The 19,658-nt window shown below is 67.3% G+C and carries 21 protein-coding genes; 13 read left to right on the forward strand and 8 right to left on the reverse strand.

The genetic code is table 11. The features are described 5' to 3' along the window. Window positions 1-3: 3 nt before the first annotated feature. Window positions 4-498, reverse strand: a complete 495-nt coding sequence (locus FRZ32_RS02535; protein ID WP_243445169.1) for a DUF2141 domain-containing protein — start codon at window positions 496-498, stop codon at window positions 4-6. 136 nt (window positions 499-634) lie between these two features. On the opposite strand from FRZ32_RS02535, the gene lptF reads away from it, so the two are divergent. From lptF to FRZ32_RS02555, 4 genes are all read left to right on the forward strand, one after another. Next, window positions 635-1,846: an LPS export ABC transporter permease LptF gene (lptF, locus tag FRZ32_RS02540; RefSeq protein WP_147042022.1), complete on the forward strand. Its 1,212-nt coding sequence runs from the start codon at window positions 635-637 to the stop codon at window positions 1,844-1,846. Continuing rightward, window positions 1,843-2,940, forward strand: a complete 1,098-nt coding sequence (gene lptG, locus FRZ32_RS02545; protein ID WP_424141277.1) for an LPS export ABC transporter permease LptG — start codon at window positions 1,843-1,845, stop codon at window positions 2,938-2,940. Before lptF ends, lptG begins: the two co-directional genes overlap by 4 nt. Beyond that, complete coding sequence (locus FRZ32_RS02550) at window positions 2,937-4,469, forward strand: lipopolysaccharide biosynthesis protein (RefSeq protein WP_147042023.1); 1,533 nt, start codon at window positions 2,937-2,939, stop codon at window positions 4,467-4,469. Before lptG ends, FRZ32_RS02550 begins: the two co-directional genes overlap by 4 nt. 136 nt (window positions 4,470-4,605) lie before the next feature. Further along, complete coding sequence (locus FRZ32_RS02555; RefSeq protein WP_424141278.1) at window positions 4,606-5,388, forward strand: sterol desaturase family protein; 783 nt, start codon at window positions 4,606-4,608, stop codon at window positions 5,386-5,388. Here FRZ32_RS02555 and FRZ32_RS02560 read toward each other — a convergent pair. Genes FRZ32_RS02560 through FRZ32_RS02575 form a run of 4 tightly spaced genes read right to left on the reverse strand, consistent with a single transcriptional unit; the run spans window position 5,385 to window position 9,493 of the window. Then, window positions 5,385-6,143: a cytidylyltransferase domain-containing protein gene (locus FRZ32_RS02560; RefSeq protein ID WP_147042024.1), complete on the reverse strand. Its 759-nt coding sequence runs from the start codon at window positions 6,141-6,143 to the stop codon at window positions 5,385-5,387. The genes FRZ32_RS02555 and FRZ32_RS02560 overlap by 4 nt on opposite strands. After that, window positions 6,140-7,666 carry an N-acetylneuraminate synthase family protein gene (locus tag FRZ32_RS02565; protein ID WP_147042025.1) on the reverse strand — a complete coding sequence of 509 codons (1,527 nt, stop codon included), beginning with the start codon at window positions 7,664-7,666 and terminating at the stop codon, window positions 6,140-6,142. Before FRZ32_RS02565 ends, FRZ32_RS02560 begins: the two co-directional genes overlap by 4 nt. Beyond that, window positions 7,575-8,297, reverse strand: coding sequence for an inositol monophosphatase family protein (locus FRZ32_RS02570; RefSeq protein WP_147042026.1), 723 nt, complete (start codon window positions 8,295-8,297; stop codon window positions 7,575-7,577). Before FRZ32_RS02570 ends, FRZ32_RS02565 begins: the two co-directional genes overlap by 92 nt. Then, window positions 8,294-9,493, reverse strand: a complete 1,200-nt coding sequence (locus FRZ32_RS02575) for a hypothetical protein (RefSeq protein WP_147042027.1) — start codon at window positions 9,491-9,493, stop codon at window positions 8,294-8,296. The genes FRZ32_RS02570 and FRZ32_RS02575 overlap by 4 nt, the downstream gene beginning before the upstream one ends. A gap of 137 nt (window positions 9,494-9,630) precedes the next feature. Here FRZ32_RS02575 and FRZ32_RS02580 point away from each other — a divergent pair, with 137 nt between their 5' ends. The 3 genes from FRZ32_RS02580 to FRZ32_RS02590 all read left to right on the forward strand — a co-directional run bounded on the left by FRZ32_RS02580 (window position 9,631) and on the right by FRZ32_RS02590 (window position 11,831). After that, window positions 9,631-10,785 carry an N-acetyltransferase gene (locus FRZ32_RS02580; protein ID WP_147042028.1) on the forward strand — a complete coding sequence of 385 codons (1,155 nt, stop codon included), beginning with the start codon at window positions 9,631-9,633 and terminating at the stop codon, window positions 10,783-10,785. Window positions 10,786-10,878: 93 nt separating this feature from the next. Then, window positions 10,879-11,421, forward strand: coding sequence for a hypothetical protein (locus FRZ32_RS02585; RefSeq protein ID WP_147042029.1), 543 nt, complete (start codon window positions 10,879-10,881; stop codon window positions 11,419-11,421). After that, complete coding sequence (locus tag FRZ32_RS02590; RefSeq protein WP_147042030.1) at window positions 11,415-11,831, forward strand: hypothetical protein; 417 nt, start codon at window positions 11,415-11,417, stop codon at window positions 11,829-11,831. Before FRZ32_RS02585 ends, FRZ32_RS02590 begins: the two co-directional genes overlap by 7 nt. 236 nt (window positions 11,832-12,067) lie before the next feature. Here FRZ32_RS02590 and xth read toward each other — a convergent pair whose 3' ends face one another. Beyond that, window positions 12,068-12,847, reverse strand: coding sequence for an exodeoxyribonuclease III (gene xth / locus FRZ32_RS02595; RefSeq protein ID WP_147042031.1), 780 nt, complete (start codon window positions 12,845-12,847; stop codon window positions 12,068-12,070). A gap of 106 nt (window positions 12,848-12,953) precedes the next feature. Between xth and FRZ32_RS02600 the strand changes: the two genes are divergently transcribed. Then, window positions 12,954-13,772, forward strand: a complete 819-nt coding sequence (locus tag FRZ32_RS02600) for a DUF3592 domain-containing protein (RefSeq protein WP_147042032.1) — start codon at window positions 12,954-12,956, stop codon at window positions 13,770-13,772. On the opposite strand, the gene FRZ32_RS02605 is transcribed toward FRZ32_RS02600, so the two are convergent. Beyond that, on the reverse strand, window positions 13,769-14,104 hold the full coding sequence (locus tag FRZ32_RS02605; RefSeq protein ID WP_147042033.1) for a HesB/IscA family protein: 336 nt from the start codon (window positions 14,102-14,104) through the stop codon (window positions 13,769-13,771). The genes FRZ32_RS02600 and FRZ32_RS02605 overlap by 4 nt on opposite strands. 100 nt (window positions 14,105-14,204) lie before the next feature. On the opposite strand from FRZ32_RS02605, the gene purS reads away from it, so the two are divergent. Genes purS through FRZ32_RS02630 form a run of 5 tightly spaced genes read left to right on the forward strand, consistent with a single transcriptional unit; the run spans window position 14,205 to window position 18,400 of the window. Continuing rightward, the gene (purS, locus tag FRZ32_RS02610; RefSeq protein WP_147042034.1) at window positions 14,205-14,447 is read left to right on the forward strand and encodes a phosphoribosylformylglycinamidine synthase subunit PurS; all 243 of its coding nucleotides are present in this window, start codon (window positions 14,205-14,207) and stop codon (window positions 14,445-14,447) included. Next, window positions 14,444-15,118 (forward strand): phosphoribosylformylglycinamidine synthase subunit PurQ, encoded by a 675-nt coding sequence (purQ, locus tag FRZ32_RS02615; RefSeq protein WP_147042035.1) that lies wholly within the window; start codon window positions 14,444-14,446, stop codon window positions 15,116-15,118. The genes purS and purQ overlap by 4 nt, the downstream gene beginning before the upstream one ends. 58 nt (window positions 15,119-15,176) lie before the next feature. Next, window positions 15,177-15,644 (forward strand): MarR family winged helix-turn-helix transcriptional regulator, encoded by a 468-nt coding sequence (locus FRZ32_RS02620; protein ID WP_158635809.1) that lies wholly within the window; start codon window positions 15,177-15,179, stop codon window positions 15,642-15,644. Continuing rightward, window positions 15,641-16,858 carry an HlyD family secretion protein gene (locus FRZ32_RS02625; RefSeq protein ID WP_147042037.1) on the forward strand — a complete coding sequence of 406 codons (1,218 nt, stop codon included), beginning with the start codon at window positions 15,641-15,643 and terminating at the stop codon, window positions 16,856-16,858. Before FRZ32_RS02620 ends, FRZ32_RS02625 begins: the two co-directional genes overlap by 4 nt. A 3-nt stretch (window positions 16,859-16,861) precedes the next feature. After that, window positions 16,862-18,400 (forward strand): DHA2 family efflux MFS transporter permease subunit, encoded by a 1,539-nt coding sequence (locus FRZ32_RS02630; RefSeq protein WP_147042038.1) that lies wholly within the window; start codon window positions 16,862-16,864, stop codon window positions 18,398-18,400. Window positions 18,401-18,406: 6 nt separating this feature from the next. Here FRZ32_RS02630 and FRZ32_RS02635 read toward each other — a convergent pair whose 3' ends face one another. Then, window positions 18,407-19,624, reverse strand: a complete 1,218-nt coding sequence (locus FRZ32_RS02635; protein WP_147042039.1) for a polyhydroxyalkanoate depolymerase — start codon at window positions 19,622-19,624, stop codon at window positions 18,407-18,409. Window positions 19,625-19,658: the final 34 nt, after the last annotated feature.

Here is a 19,658-nt window from a genome sequence, read left to right on the forward strand (position 1 = left end):
CGTCTATCCGCGCACCGGGTGGATCGAGAGGCCGAAGCGATAGTTCAGCACCACGTTGACCGGCGTGACCCCGCGACCGACGTCGATCGCGACCGCGTTCACATTCGGGCGAAGCCGGGTCAGCGACAAGGACGGGTTGCGCGAGAAGCCGGCTCCGTCGTTCCAGCCCGAGCTGCCGTTGCCGTCGACATCGTGGCGGACCGCGATCGCATAGCGGCCCGGCGCCGGCGCATTGACGCAGAACCGCATCGGCCCGGCGCCGCCGCTCACCGGCAGATCGATCCGCTGGAGATAGCGACCGCGGGCCAGGAATTCGTCATTGGCGCGATAGAGCTGGACGCGGATGCGCCCGGTGCGCTCCTTGAACCCGTTCACGCTGACCAGCACGGCCGACTGGCCGGCGCCCGGCCGGCAGGCCGCGGCATCGGGGCCGAGCACCTGGGCGAAGCCCGGCGCGGCGGCGAACGCGATGGCGAGGAAGAACGCCCCTTTTGCCATCTTTTTCAACATGACCACATCACTCCTGAAGGCTATAGGCGGCGCGGCGCGCGGGGCACCGCCGTTGTTTCACAGCCCCTCTCGTGCGAGATCGGAAAAGGTTGCGGCCAAAATGTGGTCATGGAGCGTCTAAAAGTTGAGGCTTGGCACCCAGATCGACCGCTATCTCGCGAGGCTGATCCTCGTGCCGCTGTTCGCGACCCTGGTGCTGGCCGCGATGCTGCTGCTGCTCGAGAAGATGCTGCGGCTGTTCGATTTCGTCGTTACCGCCGGCGGGCCGGTCAATGTCGTGTGGCGGATGCTCGCCGATCTGCTCCCCGAATATCTCGGGCTCGGCATTCCGATCGGGCTGATGCTCGGCGTGCTGCTCGCCTTTCGAAGGCTCGCCTTGTCGTCGGAGCTGGACGCGCTGCGCGCCGTCGGCCTTGGCTACACCCGGCTGCTGGTGGTGCCCTACGTCTTTGCCATCGCCCTGATGATCCTGAATTTTTTCATCATCGGCTTCGTCCAGCCCTACGCACAATATTCCTATCAGGGCCTCCGCTACGAGTTGCGATCGGGCGCGCTCGGCGCGTCGATCAAGGTCGGCGATTTCACCAATATCGGCCGCCGCGCGACGCTTCGCGTCGATCGGTCGGAACGCGACGGGACGGAGCTTTACGGCGTGTTCCTGCGGACCCAGACCAATGACGGGAAGACCTTCGCGGTCACCGCCGATCGCGGTCAGTTTCTCGCCACCGACGATCCCGACGTGATCCTTTTCCGCCTCAACACCGGCCGGCTCGTCCAGGACCAGCCCGGCTTCCGGGCGCCGCGAGTCCTCCGCTTCACGCAATATGATTTCCCGATCAACCTGCCGGCGATCGAAACCTTCCGTGGACGCGGCAACGGCACGGAGGAGCTGACTCTGCCCGAGCTGGTCCGCGTCGGGCACAGCCCGGCGCCGCGTGAACGGATCAATGCGACCCGCGCCAATTTCCATTTCCGGGTGGTGGAGATCGTGATGATGATGCTGCTGCCGCTGCTCGCGGTCGCGCTCGCCGTTCCGCCCAAGAGGTCGACGTCGGGCCTCGGCATCTTCCTGGCCATCGTCTTCGTGGTGACGCTCCACAAGGTGAACCAATATGCCGAACGGATGGGCGCGATCGGCCGCTTCAACCCGCTGATCGCTGCCTGGACGCCATTCATCTTCTATGTCGCCATCGTCGGCTGGATGTACTGGACCATCGCCTACAAGCCGGGCGGCCAACCGATCGCCGCGCTCGAACGGGGCTTCTCGTGGATCGCGCGCCAGGCGGGGCGCCTGGTCCGCCGCCGCGATCGCCACGCCAGGCTCGCGGCCGCATGATCAACCTCAAGTTCTTTCCGTCGCGCCAGATCGCGCTTTATGTGGCGCGCCTGTTCTTCACGCGCAGCTTCGCGGTGCTCGGCGGGCTCGTCGTCATCCTGATGACCCTCGACCTGCTGGGCACCAGCAGCCAGATCCTCGCCCATCCCGGCAATGGCGATGCCGAACTCTGGCGCTACGTCGGCCTTCGGGTGCCACAGCTCATCACCCGCTTCCTTCCGTTCGCGGTGCTGCTCGGCACGCTCATCACCCTGGTCGGGCTCAACCAGCATAGCGAGATCATCACGATGAAGGCGGCCGGGATTTCCGCGCACCAGATCATCGCCCCGCTCATCATCGCCGGCCTGCTGGTCGCGATCGTCAATTTCGGCTTCAACGAGCGCGTGACGACGCGCGCCAGCGCCGCGCTCTCCGCATGGGAGGCGGTCGATTATGGCGCGATCCCCCCGGCGACGCGGGTCCATTCCAATGTCTGGGTCCAGAACGGCGACGATCTCATCCTCGCGCGGCGGGTCAGCGGCGGCGGCGGGCAGGTCCGTCTGGACGGCGTGACCCTTTACGACCGCACCGGCGGCACCCTCCACCGCATCGTCGACGGCCGCAGCGGCCTGTGGAGAGGTGGCGAGCTCGTGCTCGGCGACGCCACCGAATTCCTCGTCGATACCGGCCAGCAGAGACACGCCGACCGGATCAGCCTCGGTCGCGCGATCCGTCCCAACGAATTCACCCTCGCCAGCGCGGATCCCGACGAACAGGATTTCCCCCAGCTTCGCCAGTCGATCGTCGCGCTCGAAAATGCGGGCCGGCCGACCGCTTCGCTGCGGGCCGGCCTGTGGCACAAGCTGTCGGGACCGCTCTCGACCGTATTGATGCCGCTGCTCGCCGCGGTCGCCGCCTTCGGCCTCGCCCGCTCGGGACAGCTGTTCGTCCGCGCGGTGATCGGCATGGCGCTCGGCTTCGCCTATTTCGTCGCCGACAATTTCGCGCTGGCGATGGGCAATTTCGGCGCCTACCCGCCTTTCCTCGCCGCCTGGGGCCCCTTCCTCCTCTTCCTCCTGGTCGGCGAGACGGTGCTGATCCGGACCGAGGAATGAGCGAGGCACCGGCGGACGCGCCGCCGAACAGGGACGCCGTCACACGCGGCGATGTCGCCCGCGGCGCCGGGCTCGCCGGCCTCAGCCGCGCCGGCGCGCTGATCGAGGCGCTGTCGCAGCCGCTCTACGTCTGGCTGTTCGGGCTCGCGACCTACGGCCTCTACGCCGCGATGTGGAGCGCGGTGAACCTCGCCGAGAATTTCATCGATCTGTCGCTGACGACGGCGCTGCAACGGATCGTGCCGACGCGCGGCGACGAGACTCAGGCGCATGGCGCGGTCAAGATCGCCATTCTCGTCGCGCTGGCGCCGGCGCTGCTGATCGCCCTTCTCGTCTCGATGAACGCCGATTGGGTCGCCGGCTTCATGTCTGCCGCGCCGAAGGATCGCGCCCAGCTGCCGATCGCGGTCGCGATCTTCGCCTGGACACTCCCCTTGTGGACCTTCATCGAGGTGGCGACCTCGGCGGCCCGCGCCCGCCGCGCCTTCGGCCCCGAAATCCGCATCCGCATCTTCTGGGAGCAGATCGCCCGGATCGTCTTCGCGACCGGCTTCTTCTTCCTTGGCTTCCACTCGATCGGGCTGATGATCGGCCATCTGTGCTCGCTCGCCTTCACCGCGGCTTTGTGCATCCCGCTGCTGCGACGCTATTATGATCTGAAGCTGGTCGTCCGCGCGCCGATCAGCGCCGCGCTGTTCCGCGAGACGGTGCTGACCGCGCTCGGCCTGCTGCCCAGCGCCTTCGCGCGCCGCGTGCTCATCGATGCGCCGACGGTGGCGCTTAACCTCATGCTCCCCGGCGCGCGCGGGGCCGACGCCGCCGGCCTGTTCGACATCGCCCGCAAGCTATCGACCGTCACCTTCCTGGTTCGCCAGGCCTTCCAATATGTCCTTGGCCCGCTCGCCAGCGCCCAGGCCCATGCCGACCGCGCCCGGCTCGGCCCGATCTACCATTTCTCGAGCCGCGTCTCGACCGCTTTGGTCGTCCCGCTCGGCGGCCTCCTCGCCTTCGGCGGCGTCGACATATTGAGCGTCTATCGGCCCGAGGCGATGGCCGCGCTGCCTTTGCTCTACATCCTCGTCGCCGGCCGCGCGATCGAGGCGATGGTCGGCCCGGCCTCGGTGATCGTGGAGATGACGGGGCACCGCCTCCTGCCGCTGGTCAACAGCCTGATCGCCTTCATCCTCTGGGGCGTCCTCGCCTGGCTGCTGGTGCCCGTTCATGGCGGCATCGGCATGGCGATCGCGGTCGCGGTCGCGACCGTCGCCTCCACTTATGCCGCGACGGTGGAGCTCCAGATTTCCGACGGGCTGAACCCGTTCGGCTCCCGCCTCCTCGGCGGCCTCGCCGTCGCGCTCGCGGGGGTCGCCGCGATGTGGGGCGTGGTCCAGCTGACCCACGGGCCGATCCGCTTCGCGCTGGTGGTGGCCTTGTGGGCGCTCACCAGCCGTTTCGCGCTGCGCTACGGACTGACCCGCGACGATCGCTTCGCGCTGGGCGGCTTGTCGCGCGTGCTCCGGCTCGTCTGACCCGCTGCCGGCCCGTCCTGCCCGCGCACCGGCCGGCCGGCGCCGCAAAACCGCCTTATTGCCAAGCCATTGCGCCATCCCATATCGACATGTTGAGGCCCGCCTGCCTTGCGCCGGGCGCCAGAGGAATAGACACGTGAAGACCGTCCAGCCCCTTCGTTCCGGCTTCTGGAACCGCGAGCATCATCTCGACAAGATGAGCTTTCGCGAGCTCGTCATCGCCTATTTTCAATATCCGGCGATCGTCGCCTATCTCGCCTGCGCGGTCGTCGCGATCGGCGTGTTCGCGTGGCGTCCGGCGCCGCTCGCGCCGAGCCTGATCGCGGTCGCGGCGGCGAGCTTCGCCTATCCGCTCATCTGGTATGTGCTGCACCGCTGGGTGCTGCACAGCCGCTGGATGTACAAGATGCCGCTCCTCGCCTCGACCTGGAAGCGCATCCATTACGATCATCACCAGGACCCCAATCATCTCGAAGTGCTCTTCGGCGCGCTGCACACCACGCTGCCGACGATCGCGATCGGCGTCATCCCATTGGGCGCGGCGATCGGCGCCTTCTGGGATGCCCCGCTCGGCGGCGCGGCGATCGCCTTCGCGGCGGGCCTGATCACGACCTGCGTGTACGAGTTCGTCCACTGCATCCAGCACCTCGCCTACAAGCCGCGCAACCGCTTCCTCGTCGAGATGAAGCAGCGGCACATGGAACATCATTTCCATGACGAGGACGGCAATTACGGGATCACGACCTTCTTCTGGGACAAGCTGTTCGGCACCTATTACCAGCGCGCCCAGCGGCCGCAGAAGAGCCCGACCGTCTTCAACCTCGGCTATACGAGCGAGGAAGCGGCGAAATATCCCTGGGTGTCGGAGCTGTCGGGCGGCGTCGCCACCGGCCACCCGCGCCGCCGCGCGCGGAACTAGGCGGCTTTCCGGCCGGAAAAGTCCGGCCGTTCGATCCGGTTGTCGATCAGCCACTTCGCCGTCGTCTCGAGGTCGGCGGCGTCGTGCACGTCGTGGCACCCCTGGGTCTCATAAGGCAGGATGCGCGATCCCATGCACGGCCAGGGCGCCTGCCCTTGCGGATCGAACACCGCGCGGCGGCCGCGCAGCACCCAGAAACTGTGGTCGAAGAAATAGGCGGTCGGCAGGTCCTGCCGGTTGGCCGAGACCGTGCCCGCCTCCTCGACGAAGGGCGAAAGCGATCCGTCCGCCGTCAACCGCTTGGCGCGCATCGGATGATAATCCGGCCGCTGGTGGGCGGGGACGACTGCGGTCGCCTGCGGATTGGCGATCAGGAGGTCGATGCACGCGTCGATCTGCGCCTCGCTGATCGTGCCGACATTGGCGTGCTGGACGACGAGGATGTCGATCGGGCCGTCCTGCTCCATGCGGGCGAAGGCGTGGCGGACGGCGTCGGTGCTCTGCGCGGTCGCGGTGGCGAGCTCGGCCGGTCGGGCGATGGGCGCATAGCCGGCGATCGCGGCGGTCTCGAGGATTCGCGGGCAATCGCTGCTGCAATAGAAGCGGGTGACATGGCGGCTGCGCCGCGCCGCCGACGCCGACCAGAGCAGCAGCGGGACGCCGAGCACCGGCAGGATGTTCTTGTCCCTGAACGAGCTGCCGCCGCGACCGATCATCAGCGCCGCGACGCTGGGCCGCCTCTCCGCCCCGCTCATGCGGCGGCTCGCAGATATTTGTGGTGCTCGCTCGGATTGACCGCCTTCACCTCGGAGCCGACCAGCTCCTCCGCCTCGCGGATCCTGGCGACATAGTCGCGGAAATCGGGCGTCGAGAGATCGACCGCGACGGCATCGAAATGCGCCCAATCGGTGTTGCCGAGCTTGACGTGCTTTTCCACCATCCGCGCGCCGGCCGCGACCGCGAGCGCCGAGGCGAGCCAGCCGAAATCATGGCTCGAATAGCCGGGGATGAGCCGCGGATGGGCCTGGGACAGCGCATGATAATGGCGAACGACGCCGATATTGCAGTCCGCCGCCGGCGTCGGATAGGCCGAATTGCACTGGAGCAGATAAAGCGCTTCGCACCTGGTGAAGCGCGAGAGCACCCAATCCTCATAGGCCTGGTCGGTCATCCCCGTGGACAGCACGACGCCGCCGCGCCAGCCCTCCGCCACCGCGGTCAGATAATCGCGATGCTCCGAAATCGTGCTGGGCAGCTTGATAAGGTCCGGATCGAACTGGCGGATGAAATCGAACGATGGCCGGTCGAGGATCGAGGCGAACCAGCCGATGCCGAGATCGCGGCAGAGCGAATCGACGAACGCGAAATCGTCAGCGTTCAATTCGAGCTGGTAGCGGTAATCGGCGAAGGTCCGGCCGAACGGCGAGACATAAGGCGATGCCAGCTGCTCGGCCGAATAGAAGGTCGCGACGTCGCGTTTCTGGAGCTTCACATAATCGGCGCCGGCGGCGCGGGCGGCGCGGATCATCCGCTCCAGCCGGTCGCGATCGCCGAAATGATTGGTGGTGAGCTCGGCCGTGACCGCGACCTTCGGCTGCGCGGCGGCCTCGCCGGTGCGCGCGCCGAAGCGCCGGTTCAGCGCCTCGCCGTCGATCTGCGAGAAGGAACGGTTGCCGACATGGACGATGTCGATCTCCGAATCCTTCAGCATGTAGAGTGCGTTGAGGAAGAAGAATTCCTGGAATCCGACGCGGAAATAGCGATCGGCGCTGTTGCCCGGCGCATAATCGCGGCCGACGGCGCGGGCGAGGCCGGCTTCGGCCTGGAAATCGAAGCCGACCATGTAGACGGTCTGCCGCCGCCCGCGCGCCGCCGCGACCATCCGCGCCATCCGCAGCGCCGAGAGGAAGAGCACCTCCTCGATCGCGAAATCCTCGCCAAGCAGCCGCTGCATCATCAGGTCGCCGCCGTCATTGCCCATCGGCGCGAACGGCGCGTCGAGCACCTCGCCGCGCGCAGGGCGGAAGCCGGTCGAGGTCACATAGAGGCGCGAGCGCAGGCCGTTGCGGACGAGCGAATCCTCGACCCACTTGTCGTGGAACAGGGTGATGTCGGCCGGGGCGATCCGCTCGGCATCGTTGACGGCGATGACCAGCGCGCCGGCCAGCACCTCCGGCGCGATCGCGTCAGCCGACGGCCCTTTGCCGAGGATGAAGATCGTGTCGGTGCTGTATATCGATGCGATATCGGCGATCCGGCTCGAGAAATGATCCGTCATATTCTTCCCCATCGACGGTGACGGCGCAGCCATGCTCGAGCGCCAGCATCAGGCCGGCGGCGAGATCCCATGAACGGGCGCCTTTCGGGTTGGTGAACCGCGCGAGCGTGCCGCGCACGACATTGTAGAGATTGAAGACCGCGCAGCCGAAGATCCGCCCCTCCGGCGTCTCCGCGAGTCCGGTGCCGATCGCCGCCGACCAGGAGGACGAAAAACCGGCGATCCGCGACTGGAAGGGCTCGAACCGGTCGCCGCTGGCGAGATGGTCGCCAAGCTCGGGCAGCATCAGCAGGCTTCCGCGATGGGCGCGCCCTTCCCACAGGCTCAGCGATGTGCCCCACAATTTGAGGCCGGAGCAGAAATTCTCGGTGCCGTCGATCGGATCGAGGATCGCGACCCAGCCCTCGGCGGGCGCCGGGCCGCCGGCATAGCCTTCCTCGCCGATCAGGGTAAGGCCGGGGAGCCGCGCCGCGAGCCAATCCGCGATGCGCGATTCAAGCAGGATATCCGCCTCGGTCACCGGGCTTCCGTCCGCCTTCCAGCGCACCGCGCGGCGGCGCGCGAGCACCTCCGGCAGGCTGTCGGCGACGAGCCCTCGAACGCCGTCAAGCAGGGCGGCGGCGTCGCTCATGCGGCCATGCGCTGGTAGCGGACGTTGCGCAGCCGCAGTTGCCGCGCCCGGCGGCGACGGAATGTATCGAGATTGTCCGCCCAGCGATCCGGGTTGAGCGGCCGGCGGATGAAATCCATGATCTCCGCCGCGCTGAGCTTGCGGTTGGTGAGATCGACGGCGCTGTTGGCGATGTGAAAGGCGAACCAGCGCTTCAGCGTCGCGGCGCAGGGCGGCGTCGCCCGCCGCTCGCGCACCGCCGCCGCAAAGGCGTGGAGATCGCTTTCCATGTTGAGCCAGGGCGCGGTCGCATGGCCGGGCGGGCGGATCATCGGCACGCCATAATAGCCGAAGACGAGGTGGCTCTTGCTGAGATCGAGCACCGCGCCGTCGCAATCGCGGGCAAGGATATCGGTGGCGTTCACATCGGGAATGTCGAAGCGGATCAACGCGGCGCGGCTGCCGAGCGACGCGATCCGCGCCTCGATCGCGCTGTTGTCGGCATGGCGTTCGTTCACCGGATGATTGGTGAAGGCGAGGAAGACGTTCTCGTCGAACGCCTCGACGACGCGGTCGACGAGCACCTGATTGTCGGCGAACAGGCGATGCGGGACGGTGAAGCTCTCCGCCAGTTCATATTCGAGCGGCACCGCGATCACCGTGCGATCCGGATCGACGCCGAACCGCTCGCGCCACGAGGGTGCCGGGCCGTTCAACTCCTCCTCATAATCCGCCCAGATATCGGCGAACGCCGCGTCGAGCATCGCGCCGAGTTCGTCGCCGAGCGGCGGCAGGTTGCCGAACTCGAAGACCCGGGTCGTGAAGATGACCGGATTGCCGCTGTTGGCGAACGGCGCCGCCGCCCCTTCCATGATGAAGCGGACGGTGCCCGGAAAGGCGTGGATCACCTCCGGATCGGCGCAGCGGCACAGGACATAATCGGGATCGATCGCGGCGGCGAGCGCGCGGACGTCGGCATGATCGGTGCCGTGATTGCGCAGCGCGCGATTATTCTCGCCATCCAGGATGTGCCAGCCGATCTCCGGCCCGTCGGCAAAGGCCATGAGCTGTTCGCCCGACAGGCCGGTTCCCTGCCATTCGGGCGGCACCATGATATGCACTTCATGCTCGGTTGCGAGCTTGCGGGCGATCGGCCCGACGATGTTGTTGAACCACCAGCAGGTGACGTTCGGCAGATAGAACAGGATGCGTGCCATTCCGGCCCCCCAAGATCGCGCGCGCCGTTTGTCGCCGGAACTTCTTTCGATGTGGTAAAAATGGTGTTCACCATCTGCGGCCGGCGCCGCGCGGTGGGCGGTGACAGCGCCGCGGCGAGCCGCTACCAACGCCGGCCATGAGCCAATCCCCCGTCGCCGTCCGCCCCGTCCGCAGCAAGGCGGACAAGAAGGCCTTCATCGACCTCGCCTATCGGCTGAATGCGGACGATCCCAATTGGGTGCCCCCGCTGAAGGACGAGGTGAACGGCCTCATCACGCCCGACAAGAATCCCTGGTTCGAACATGGCGAAGCGCAATTCTTCCTGGCCGAGCGCGCGGGCAGGATCGTCGGCCGCATCTCCGCCCAGGTGGACAGGCTCGTGCTCGAACATATGGGCGCCGGCCTCGGCCAATGGGGCATGTTCGAGGGCGAGGACGAGGAGACGTTCAGGGCGCTGATCGCCGCCGCCGAGGGCTGGCTTCGCGAGAAGGGCATGACCCGGTCGATGGGGCCGTTCAGCCTTGGCATCTGGGACGAGCCGGGGCTCCTGATCGAAGGCCACGATCATCCGCCGATGGTGATGATGGGTCACAACAAGGCGGCCTATGAACCGTGGGTCGAGGCCGCCGGCTATGCCAAGGCCAAGGATCTCTACACGTTCGAGCTCGACGTCACGAAGCAGTTCCCACCGCTCGTCCAGCGGATCGTCGCCGCTGGCGAGAAGAACCCGCGAATCCGCCTGCGCGATGTCGACAAGAGCCGCTTCGACGAGGAAGCTGCGCTGATCCTGTCGATCCTCAACGATGCCTGGTCGACCAACTGGGGCTTCATCCCGCTGACCGACGCGGAGATCGCCTTCGCCGGCAAGAAGCTGAAGCCGATCGTGTTCGGCGACATGATCCGCATCGCCGAGCTTGAAAGCGACGGCGTCTGGGAGCCGGTCGCCTTCATGATGACGCTACCCGATCTCAACCTGCTGATGAAGGATCTTGGCGGCGAGCTGTTTCCGTTCGGCTGGGCCAAATTGCTGTGGCGCCTCCATCGCAAGCGGTTCGCGCAGGCCCGCGTGCCGCTCATGGGCGTCGTGAAGCGCCTTCAGGCGAGCCGCCTCGCCAGCCAGCTTGCCTTCATGCTGATCGAGACGATCCGTGCGGGCACCGTCGCGCATTACGGCACGACGCGCGGCGAGGTCGGCTGGGTGCTTGAGGATAACGGGCCGATGATCTCGATCGCAGAGGCCATCGATTCCAGGCGCAACCGCACCTATCGCATCTACGAAAAGGCGCTTTGAGCGGGCACAGGCGCGCTTCGCCGCACAGGGCACTTGGCGCGCCTCGCTTCTCGCCGCTATGATCGTCAGACCTGCGCCAGTTGGGGATGGCCGATGAAGTCTGGATCCGTGCTCCTGTTGCTCGCTCTGCTGCCCGCGCTCGGCGCCTGCGACAAAATCATGCCCGGCGCCTCGGGAAACAACAGCGCCGCCGCAAGCAACCAGAGCGGCGGGAACAAGCTGGGCATGGCTGGCGGCACCGCCGGCGGCGGCCCGGTCAGCGACGCGGGCATCACCGACAGCCGCGCGCTGGGCGGGCTCGGCGGCGCCAATGGCGATGCGATGGCCGACGGAGGGGGCAAGCCGACGGGCCCCGATGCGGCGATCGTCCCGACATCCTCGTCCGATCCCATCGACCCGCGGGCGCTGGTTGGGCGCTGGGGCGATTTCGGCAGCTGCGCCCAGCCGATCGACATGCGGGCCGACGGCAGTTTCACGACCGCCGATGGCGGACGAGGGAACTGGACCCTGAACGGCGACTCGCTGAGGTTGAACGGCCCGGGCGGCAATATCGACCTCAGGCTGCAATCGGTCACGCCGTCGCAGATCATCCTGGTCAATCCTGATGGTTCGGTTGGGAGGTCGCAGCGGTGCTGAACGCTTGGCCGATAAAGGCGCGCGGCCTGGTTGCCGCGCTCGTCCTGCTCTCCGCCTCGCCCGCCTTCGCGCAGGCGCAGGGCGGCAAGGTCGCGCCGTCGGCCAGCAGGCTCCTGCCCGACGGCACGCCGCCGCTGCTCGCCGGGCGCTGGGGCGACAATGGCGACTGCAAGCAGGACGTGCTGCTGCGCGAGGACGGAACCTTCCAATCCTATACCGGCGGCGAGGGTCGCTGGAGCGTCGAGTCCGACGTGCTGACGATGGCCGGGGCCGGCGGCGAGGTCCGCTTGCGCGTGGTGGAGCTGGAGCGCGACCGAATGACGGTCGAGAATGATGACGGCTCCATCGGCCATTCGCAGCGCTGCGACGGCGGCGTTCCGGCGACCGGCGAGGCGCAGGCCCAGAACTGAGTCGCCGCGCCGGACCGGGGCCTGCGGGCGTCCGGCCACCTTCGCGACTCGCCCGATCCATGCTAAGGATATGATCGGCACGCGCGACACGGTGAATCTTGCTGCCGGAGCACGGGTTCGGCCCCCAGGCCGACCGAACGCTTAAGTGGGGAATGCAAGTCCCACCGCGGGCCAGCGATCCGTTGGATCGTCGGCCGCGTTTCCTGCCCTCCGGGGCGGGAAACGCGGAAGCCGCCTCAATCCGTCAGATCGATCCATGTCGGCGCGTGATCGCTGGCCTTCTCCCGACCGCGATACTCCTTGTCGACGCCGGCATCGGCCAGCCGGTCCGCCGCCTGTGGCGACAGCAGGAAATGATCGATGCGGAACCCGGCGTCGCGCTGCCAGGCGCCGGCCGTATAATCCCAGAAGGTGTAGAGCGCGCCCTTGGGATAGCGGGCGCGAAGCGCATCGGTGAAGCCGAGATTGACGATCCGGCGCAGCGCCGCGCGGCTTTCGGGCTGGGCGAGCGCGTCCGTCGCCATCGCCCGCGCGGAATAGACATCATCCGGATCGTCGGTCGGGATCACGTTCCAGTCGCCGGCCAGGACGACCGGCTTTTCCTCGGCGAGCAACTCCAGCGCATGGGCGCGAAGCCGGTCCATCCAGGCGAGCTTGTAGGCGAATTTCTCGGTGCCCACCGGATTGCCGTTCGGCAGGTAGATGGACGCGATGACGAGATCGCCGACCTCGGCCTCGATATAGCGGCTGTGCGTGTCGTCGGGATCGCCGGGAAGGCCCATGCGCCGAAGCGTCGCCGGCGCCTTCGGAGTCAGGATCGCGACCCCGTTGAACCCCTTTTGCCCATGCCAGACCGCCTCATAGCCGGCGGCGCGGATGTCCTCGATCGGGAAGGCATCGTCCTGGCATTTGAGCTCCTGCAGGCAGACCGCCGCCGGCTTCTGCTCGTCCAGATATTCGATCAGCCGCGGCAGCCGCGCGCGGATTCCGTTGAGATTGTAGGAGACGATCTTCATGCTCAGCTGCCTAGCATTGCCCGGCGTTGCGCCAAAGGGCCGAAACATTGCCCAATGCAGCGGCAAGCGATAAGCTCCCCACGTTCACGCCGAGGGGGCCCGGGCCATGAACGATCATCCCGTATTGCACGCATTTCCCAGGCGGCCGATCGCGCTCGTCCGCGATCCGGCGAGAGCGCGACGGCGCCTCGTGCTGCTGATCGGCGCCCTCCTGCTCTTAGTGCCTCTGATCTGGTTCGCCGCCTCGACCCTCCATAGCCGCGCGCTGCGCGCCGACCTGAGGGCGCGCGGCGTCCCCGCAGAGGTGATCGATGCCCAGGGCAATTGCTATTCTCGCCGCAGCATCAGCGGCAACACCCCGCGCGGCTGCAATCTCGACATCCGCTACCGCACCCGGGAGGATGACACCGAACGCTCGGCCAAGGTCTACCTGCCCGGCGCGGCGCCGCTCGTCTTCGCGCCGCCGGTGCTCTACGATCCGCAGGATCCGGCGCGGGTGATGACCAAGGCCGACGTCGATCGCGGCGATCCCTTCATGAACCTCGCCGTTCCGCTCGTCCTCTTCACCGTCCTGCCGCTCGTCGCCTTGCTCGTCTGGTTCGCGACGGGGGACGGGAAGCTCAGGAAGGCCGCCGCGGCGCCGAGGCCCGGCATCGTCCCGATCCTGCGCGCGACCCGCGACCCGCGCACCAACCGGCTCCAGCTCTTCTTCCCGCGCCCGGGCGGCGGGCCCGACGGCGCCGCGACCTTCGCAAGCGGCGGGCCCCTGCTCGTCACGCCGCCGGCGGGGGACGCGGAGGGACGGCAATGGGCCCTTGCGCTGCTGGCGGAGAAGGACTGGCCGTTGCTGCTCGACGAAGGGCTGTCGCGGCTCGATCTCACGCCCGAAGAGCGCGAGTCGATCCTGCGCGCGGCGCGCGGCTAGACGGAGAAGCTCGTTCCGCAGCCGCAGCCCGACTGGGCGTTGGGATTGGCGACCTGGAAGGCCGCCCCGCCGAGGCTTTCGACGAAATCGACGGTCGAGCCGCGCACCAGATCGAGCGAGACCGGATCGACCGCCAGCACCACCCCGTCCCGTTCGGCGGTGACATCGTCCGCGTCGACCGCGTCGGCAAGGCCGAATCGATACTGGAAACCGGCGCAACCGCCGCCGTCGACCGAGAGGCGGAGAATCGCCGGCTTGCCCTGGCGCGCCGCGATCGCCGCGACCCGCGCCGCCGCATTGGGGGAAAGTGAGATATCGGCCGCTTCGCTCATCGAACGAAGATAGGATGGCCACCGCGCGCTGACCAGTGCTTGTGCGCCGCGCCCGCTCGCGTCATAGGACCGCCAACCGACGCCGCCGGAGCCAGCCCACATGAAAATCCAGGTCTTCGTCACGCTGAAGAACGGAGTGCTCGATCCCCAGGGCAAGGCGATTCACCATGCCCTCGAAGGGCTGGGCTTCGCCGGCGTCAATGATGTGCGCGCCGGCAAGCTGATCGAGCTCGACCTCGCCGACGACGTGGCCGACGAGACGGTCGAGGACATGTGCCGCAAGCTCCTCGCCAATACGGTGATCGAGAATTTCCGCATCGTGCGGCCGGAGACGGCGGCGTGAAAAGCGCGGTCGTCGTCTTTCCCGGCTCCAATTGCGACCGCGACATGGCCGAGGCGCTGCGGCTCGTGACCGGCGAGGCGCCGACGATGGTCTGGCACCGCGAGAGCGACCTCCCCGCCGGGCTCGATCTCATCGCGATCCCCGGCGGCTTTTCCTACGGCGATTATCTGCGCTCGGGCGCGATGGCCGCGCAATCGCCGGTGATGCGCGCGGTGAAGGAGGCGGCCGATCGCGGCGTCTTCGTGCTCGGCGTGTGCAACGGGTTTCAGGTGCTCACGGAAGCGCGCCTTCTTCCCGGCGCCCTGATGCGCAATGCCGGCATCGCCTTCGTCGGCCGCGATGTCGCGATCAGCGTCGAAAACAGCCAGTCCGCCTTCACGTCGCGCTACGCCGCCGGGGAGACGATCTCCGTCCCGGTCGCCCACCATGACGGCAATTTCCAGGCGGACACGGCGACGCTCGACCGGCTCGAAGGCGAGGGCCGCGTCGCCTTTCGCTATGCGGCCGACGTCAACGGATCGGCGCGCGGCATTGCCGGCATCCTCAACGAGGCGGGCAATGTCCTAGGCATGATGCCTCACCCCGAACGGGCGGTGGAACCGGCGCATGGCAGCGAGGCCGGCCGCCGTCTGTTCGAAGGCCTGCTCGAAGGGATCACCCACCCGGCCTGACCATCGCGCACGCAAAAATGCCGGGGCGGTGAAGTTTGCGCCCTTGCATATAATAAGCATGCTTACTATGTTGCAGCGCGGCATGGAAAACTTCGCGTTCGAAATCTCCGATACCGCGCGCCTGATCCGGCGCGAGGCCAACCGGCGCGTCGCCTTCCTCGGCGCGACGCGCGCGCAGTGGCGCGTGCTGAAATGGCTTGCCCATACGGGCGGGAATTTGCGCCAGATCGAGCTGGCCGACGCGCTCGACGTCGAGCCGATCTCCCTGTGCCGGATGATCGATCGCCTCGAGGAAGCGGGGCTGGTGGAGCGGCGGCGCGATGAAGCGGACCGACGGGCCTGGCGCATCCATCTGACCGACAAGGCGACGCCGATCGTTGCCGAGCTCGACGCCGTTAGCACTGCCTTCAATGCCGACATTCTGACCGGGATCCCGGCAGCGGACCGGGACGTCGCCAGGCGCGTTCTAGCCGCGATCCGCGAGAAGCTCGGCAGATTCGAACAGGGACTTGAGCAAGCATCATGAGTGAAGCCGATCCGAAACTGCCGACCGAGACCATCCTGACCGAGGAGGTCGCGGCGGAGCCCCGGCGCCGTCGCAGCCCCTGGCGGCTCGTCATCATGCTGTCTGTGCCGATCCTGCTGCTCGCGGTGGGCGGTTATTTCTGGCTGACCTCGGGGCGCTACGTTTCGACCGACAATGCCTATGTCCAGCAGGACATGGTCTCGGTCGCGCCGGAAGTGACCGGCATCGTCGCTGAGGTGTTCGTCCACGAAAACCAGCCGGTTCATCGCGGCGATCTCCTCTTCCGGCTCGACCAGCGCCCGTTCCGGATCGCGCTCGAGCAGGCGGAGGCGCAGATGGCGAGCGCGCAGGTCCAGGTGGCCCAGCTGCGTACCCAGACCGCCGGCACCGTCGCCGACATTGCGGGCGCCGAGAACAATCTCGCTTATGCCCAGCGCGAGTTCGAGCGTTATGCGGAGCTGCTGCGCCGCGGCTTCACGACGCGCGCCGCCTATAGCGACAAGCTCCATGACGTCGAGGAAGCGCGCGAGCGCCTGGCCAATGCGCGCGCCGCGCAGGCGAACGCCCAGTCGGCCCTCGCCAATGGCGGCACCGACAAGCAGCCGGCGGTCCTGCAGGCGCGCGCGGCGCGCGATCAGGCGCTGCTCAACCTCGCACGCACCGAAGTCCGCGCGCCGTCCGATGGCGTCGCGACCCAGGTCGATCGGCTCCAGGTCGGCGCGACCGCCGTTTCCGGCGTGCCGATGGTCACGATCGTCCGCGGCGGCACGACCTATGTCGAGGCCAATTTCAAGGAAACCGATCTCACCAACATGTATGTCGGCCAGCCCGCCGAGGTGACGCTGGACGCCTATCCGGGCGAGCGGTTCCGCGGCCATGTCTGGAGCATCGGCGCCGGCACCGGATCGCAATTCTCGATCCTTCCGCCGCAGAACGCGACCGGCAACTGGGTGAAAGTCACGCAGCGCGTGCCGGTCCGCATCTATATCGACGGCAATCCCCAGCGGCCGCTGATCGCTGGCCTCTCCGCCGATGTTTCCGTCGACACCAGGGAGCGGCCGCCCGCGCACCCGATCATGCCGGTGCAGCAGCAGCAGATCGGCCAGCCCTATCGCGGCGGTCCGCAGCCCGCGGCGCCGCCGCCGGGGACGGTCGTCGGCCAGGCCCCGCCACCGCCCACGCCGAGATCCCAGCCGCAGCCGGCCGGCCGCTGACCCATGGCGGGGCCCGCCCACCACAGTTACGATCTGGATCCGACCCAGAAGCTGCTCGTCACGGTCGGCGTGATCGCGGGCATGCTGATGCAGGTCCTCGACACGACGATCGCCAATGTCGCCCTGCCCCACATGCAGGCGAGCCTGGGGGCTACCCGCGACACGATCAGCTGGGTGCTGACCTCCTATATCGTCGCCTCCGCGATCGCGATCCCGATCACCGGCTGGCTGTCGGACCGGGTCGGGCGCAAGCCGCTCTTCATCTGGTCGGTCCTCGCCTTCACCGTGGCGTCGCTGCTGTGCGCGATCGCCACCTCGCTCACTGAAATCGTCGTCTTCCGCGCCTTCCAGGGGGTCGCCGGCGCCTTCCTGGTGCCGCTCGCCCAATCCACGATGTTCGACATCAACCCGCCCGAAAAGCATGGCCGCGCGATGGCGATCTTCGGCATGGGGGTGATGATCGGCCCGATCCTCGGCCCGGTGATCGGCGGCTGGCTGACCGACAGCTACAACTGGCGCTGGGTGTTCCTCATCAACCTGCCGGTCGGCATCGTCGCGGCGCTGCTGATGCTCCGCGGCCTGCCCGATACGCAGCGGGTGAAGCGGCCGTTCGACATTTTCGGATTCCTCCTCATCGCCTTCGCGCTCGCCGGCCTCCAGCTCATGCTCGACCGCGGCGAGCAGAATGACTGGTTCGCGAGCTGGGAGACGATGATCGAGCTCGGAGTCGCGATCGGCTGCACCTGGATGTTCATCGTCCACATGGCGACGAGCCGAACCCCGATCTTCGATCCGATCATGTTCAAGGATCGCAATTTCGCGGCCAGCCTGGTCTTCATGGGCGTGACGGGCGTGATGCTGCTCGCCGGCCTCGCGCTGCTGCCGCCCCTGCTGCAGAGCCTGTTCGGCTATTCGGTGCTGCAATCGGGGTTCCTCACCGCGCCCCGCGGCGTCGGCACCTTGGTGTCCATGATGATCGTCGGCCGTGTCGTGGGTAAGATCGATCCGCGGCTCATCATTCTCGGCGGCATCGGCCTGATGGCGCTTTCGCTTTGGCAGATGTCGGGCTTCAGCCTGGAGATGGATTCACGGCCGATCATCGTCAGCGGTGTCATCCAGGGCTTCGCGCTCGGCTTCATCTTCGTGCCCCTGAACACGATCGCGTTCGGCACGCTCGATCCGCGTTACCGCACGACCGGGTCGGCGCTGCTCAATCTTTCGCGCAATGTCGGCGGCTCGATCGGGATTTCGGTGGTGACGGTGCTGCTCGCGCAGAATGTCCAGATCAGCCATTCGGACCTCGCGGCCCACATCACGCCTTATTCGATCCCGCAATTCCTGCAGAATGTCGTCAACGCCGCGCCCGGCGTCACGGACACGGCGGTCGCGATGGTCGATGCCGAAGTCAACAGGCAGGCGCTGATGATCGCCTATATCGACGATTTCAAGCTGATGATGATCATCAGCCTGTTCGCGATGCCGCTGCTGCTGCTGCTCCGCAAGGGCCGCCAGGGCGGCGGCGGACATGCGGTGATGGACTGAGCAGGGTCAGTCGAATCTTGCGATCCACTGCTCGACCACGGGCGCGATCGCGGTGCGCCAGCGGCCGCCGTTGAAGATGCCGTAATGGCCCACCCGCTCGGCGAGGTGATATTGCTTCATCCCCGCCGGCAACGACCGTGCGAGCGTGAGCGCGGCCTTCGTCTGGCCGATGCCGGAAATGTCGTCGCGCTCGCCCTCGATCGCGAGGAGCGCCGTGTCCTTGAGCGCGGCGGGATCCACCCGGCGACCGCGATGGGTCATCTTGCCCCTGGGCAGCAGGTGGCGCTGGAACACGACATCGATCGTCTGGAGATAGAATTCGGCCGTCATGTCGCAGACCGATCGATATTCGTCGTAGAAATCCTTGGTCGCATCGGCGCTCTCCTCGTCACCATCGACGAGGTGGCGGAACATCTCCCAGTGGCTGACCAGGTGATTGCCGAAATTCATCGCCATGAAGCCGGTGAGCTGCAGGAAGCCCGGATAGACCTTCCGCCCGGCGCCCGGATAGAAATAGGGCACGCGCATGATCACGTTGCGCTCGAACCAGGCGAAGGGGCGCTGGGTCGCGACGGTGTTGACCTCGGTCGGCGCCTTGCGGGTGTCGATCGGCCCGCCCATCATGGTCAGCGTCTTCGGCCGGCACGGATGGGCGTCCGCGTTCATCAGGCAGGCCGCGGCAAAGGCCGGCACCGCCGGCTGGCAGACCGCGAGCACATGCGCGCCCGGCCCGATATGCTCAAGGAAGGCGACCAGATAATCGACATAATCGTCGAGATCGAAGCTGCCTTCGTCGATCGGCACCAGCTTCGCGTCGCGCCAGTCGGTGATGTAGACGTCGTGGCGCGGCAGCATCCGCTCGACCGTGCCGCGAAGCAAGGTCGCATAATGGCCCGACATCGGCGCGACGATCAGCAGCTTCGGCCCGCCGTCCACGCCCTCGCGGCGGAAATGCTTGAGCTGGCCGAATGGCTTGCGCAGCGCGATCTCCTCGCGGACCGCGACCTCGCGGCCCTCGACGATCGTGGTCGCGATCCCGAAATCGGGCTTGCCGCGCGGTGCCGCCGCATGGGCGAAGACGTCGAGCGCGGAGGCTGCGATCGGCCCCATCGGCGAATAAGCGAACGGATTGACCGGGTTCTGCATCCAGCCGGCGCCGATATTGGCGAGCGTGCTCGCGCTGGCGAGCAGCGAGCGCTGGACCTCATAGGCGTCGTAAAGCATGCACATTCTCTCCCCGGTGAACGTTCTATGGGCG

Origin of the sequence: Sphingosinicella ginsenosidimutans (genome assembly GCF_007995055.1) — a bacterium.
Classification (GTDB): domain Bacteria; phylum Pseudomonadota; class Alphaproteobacteria; order Sphingomonadales; family Sphingomonadaceae; genus Allosphingosinicella; species Allosphingosinicella ginsenosidimutans.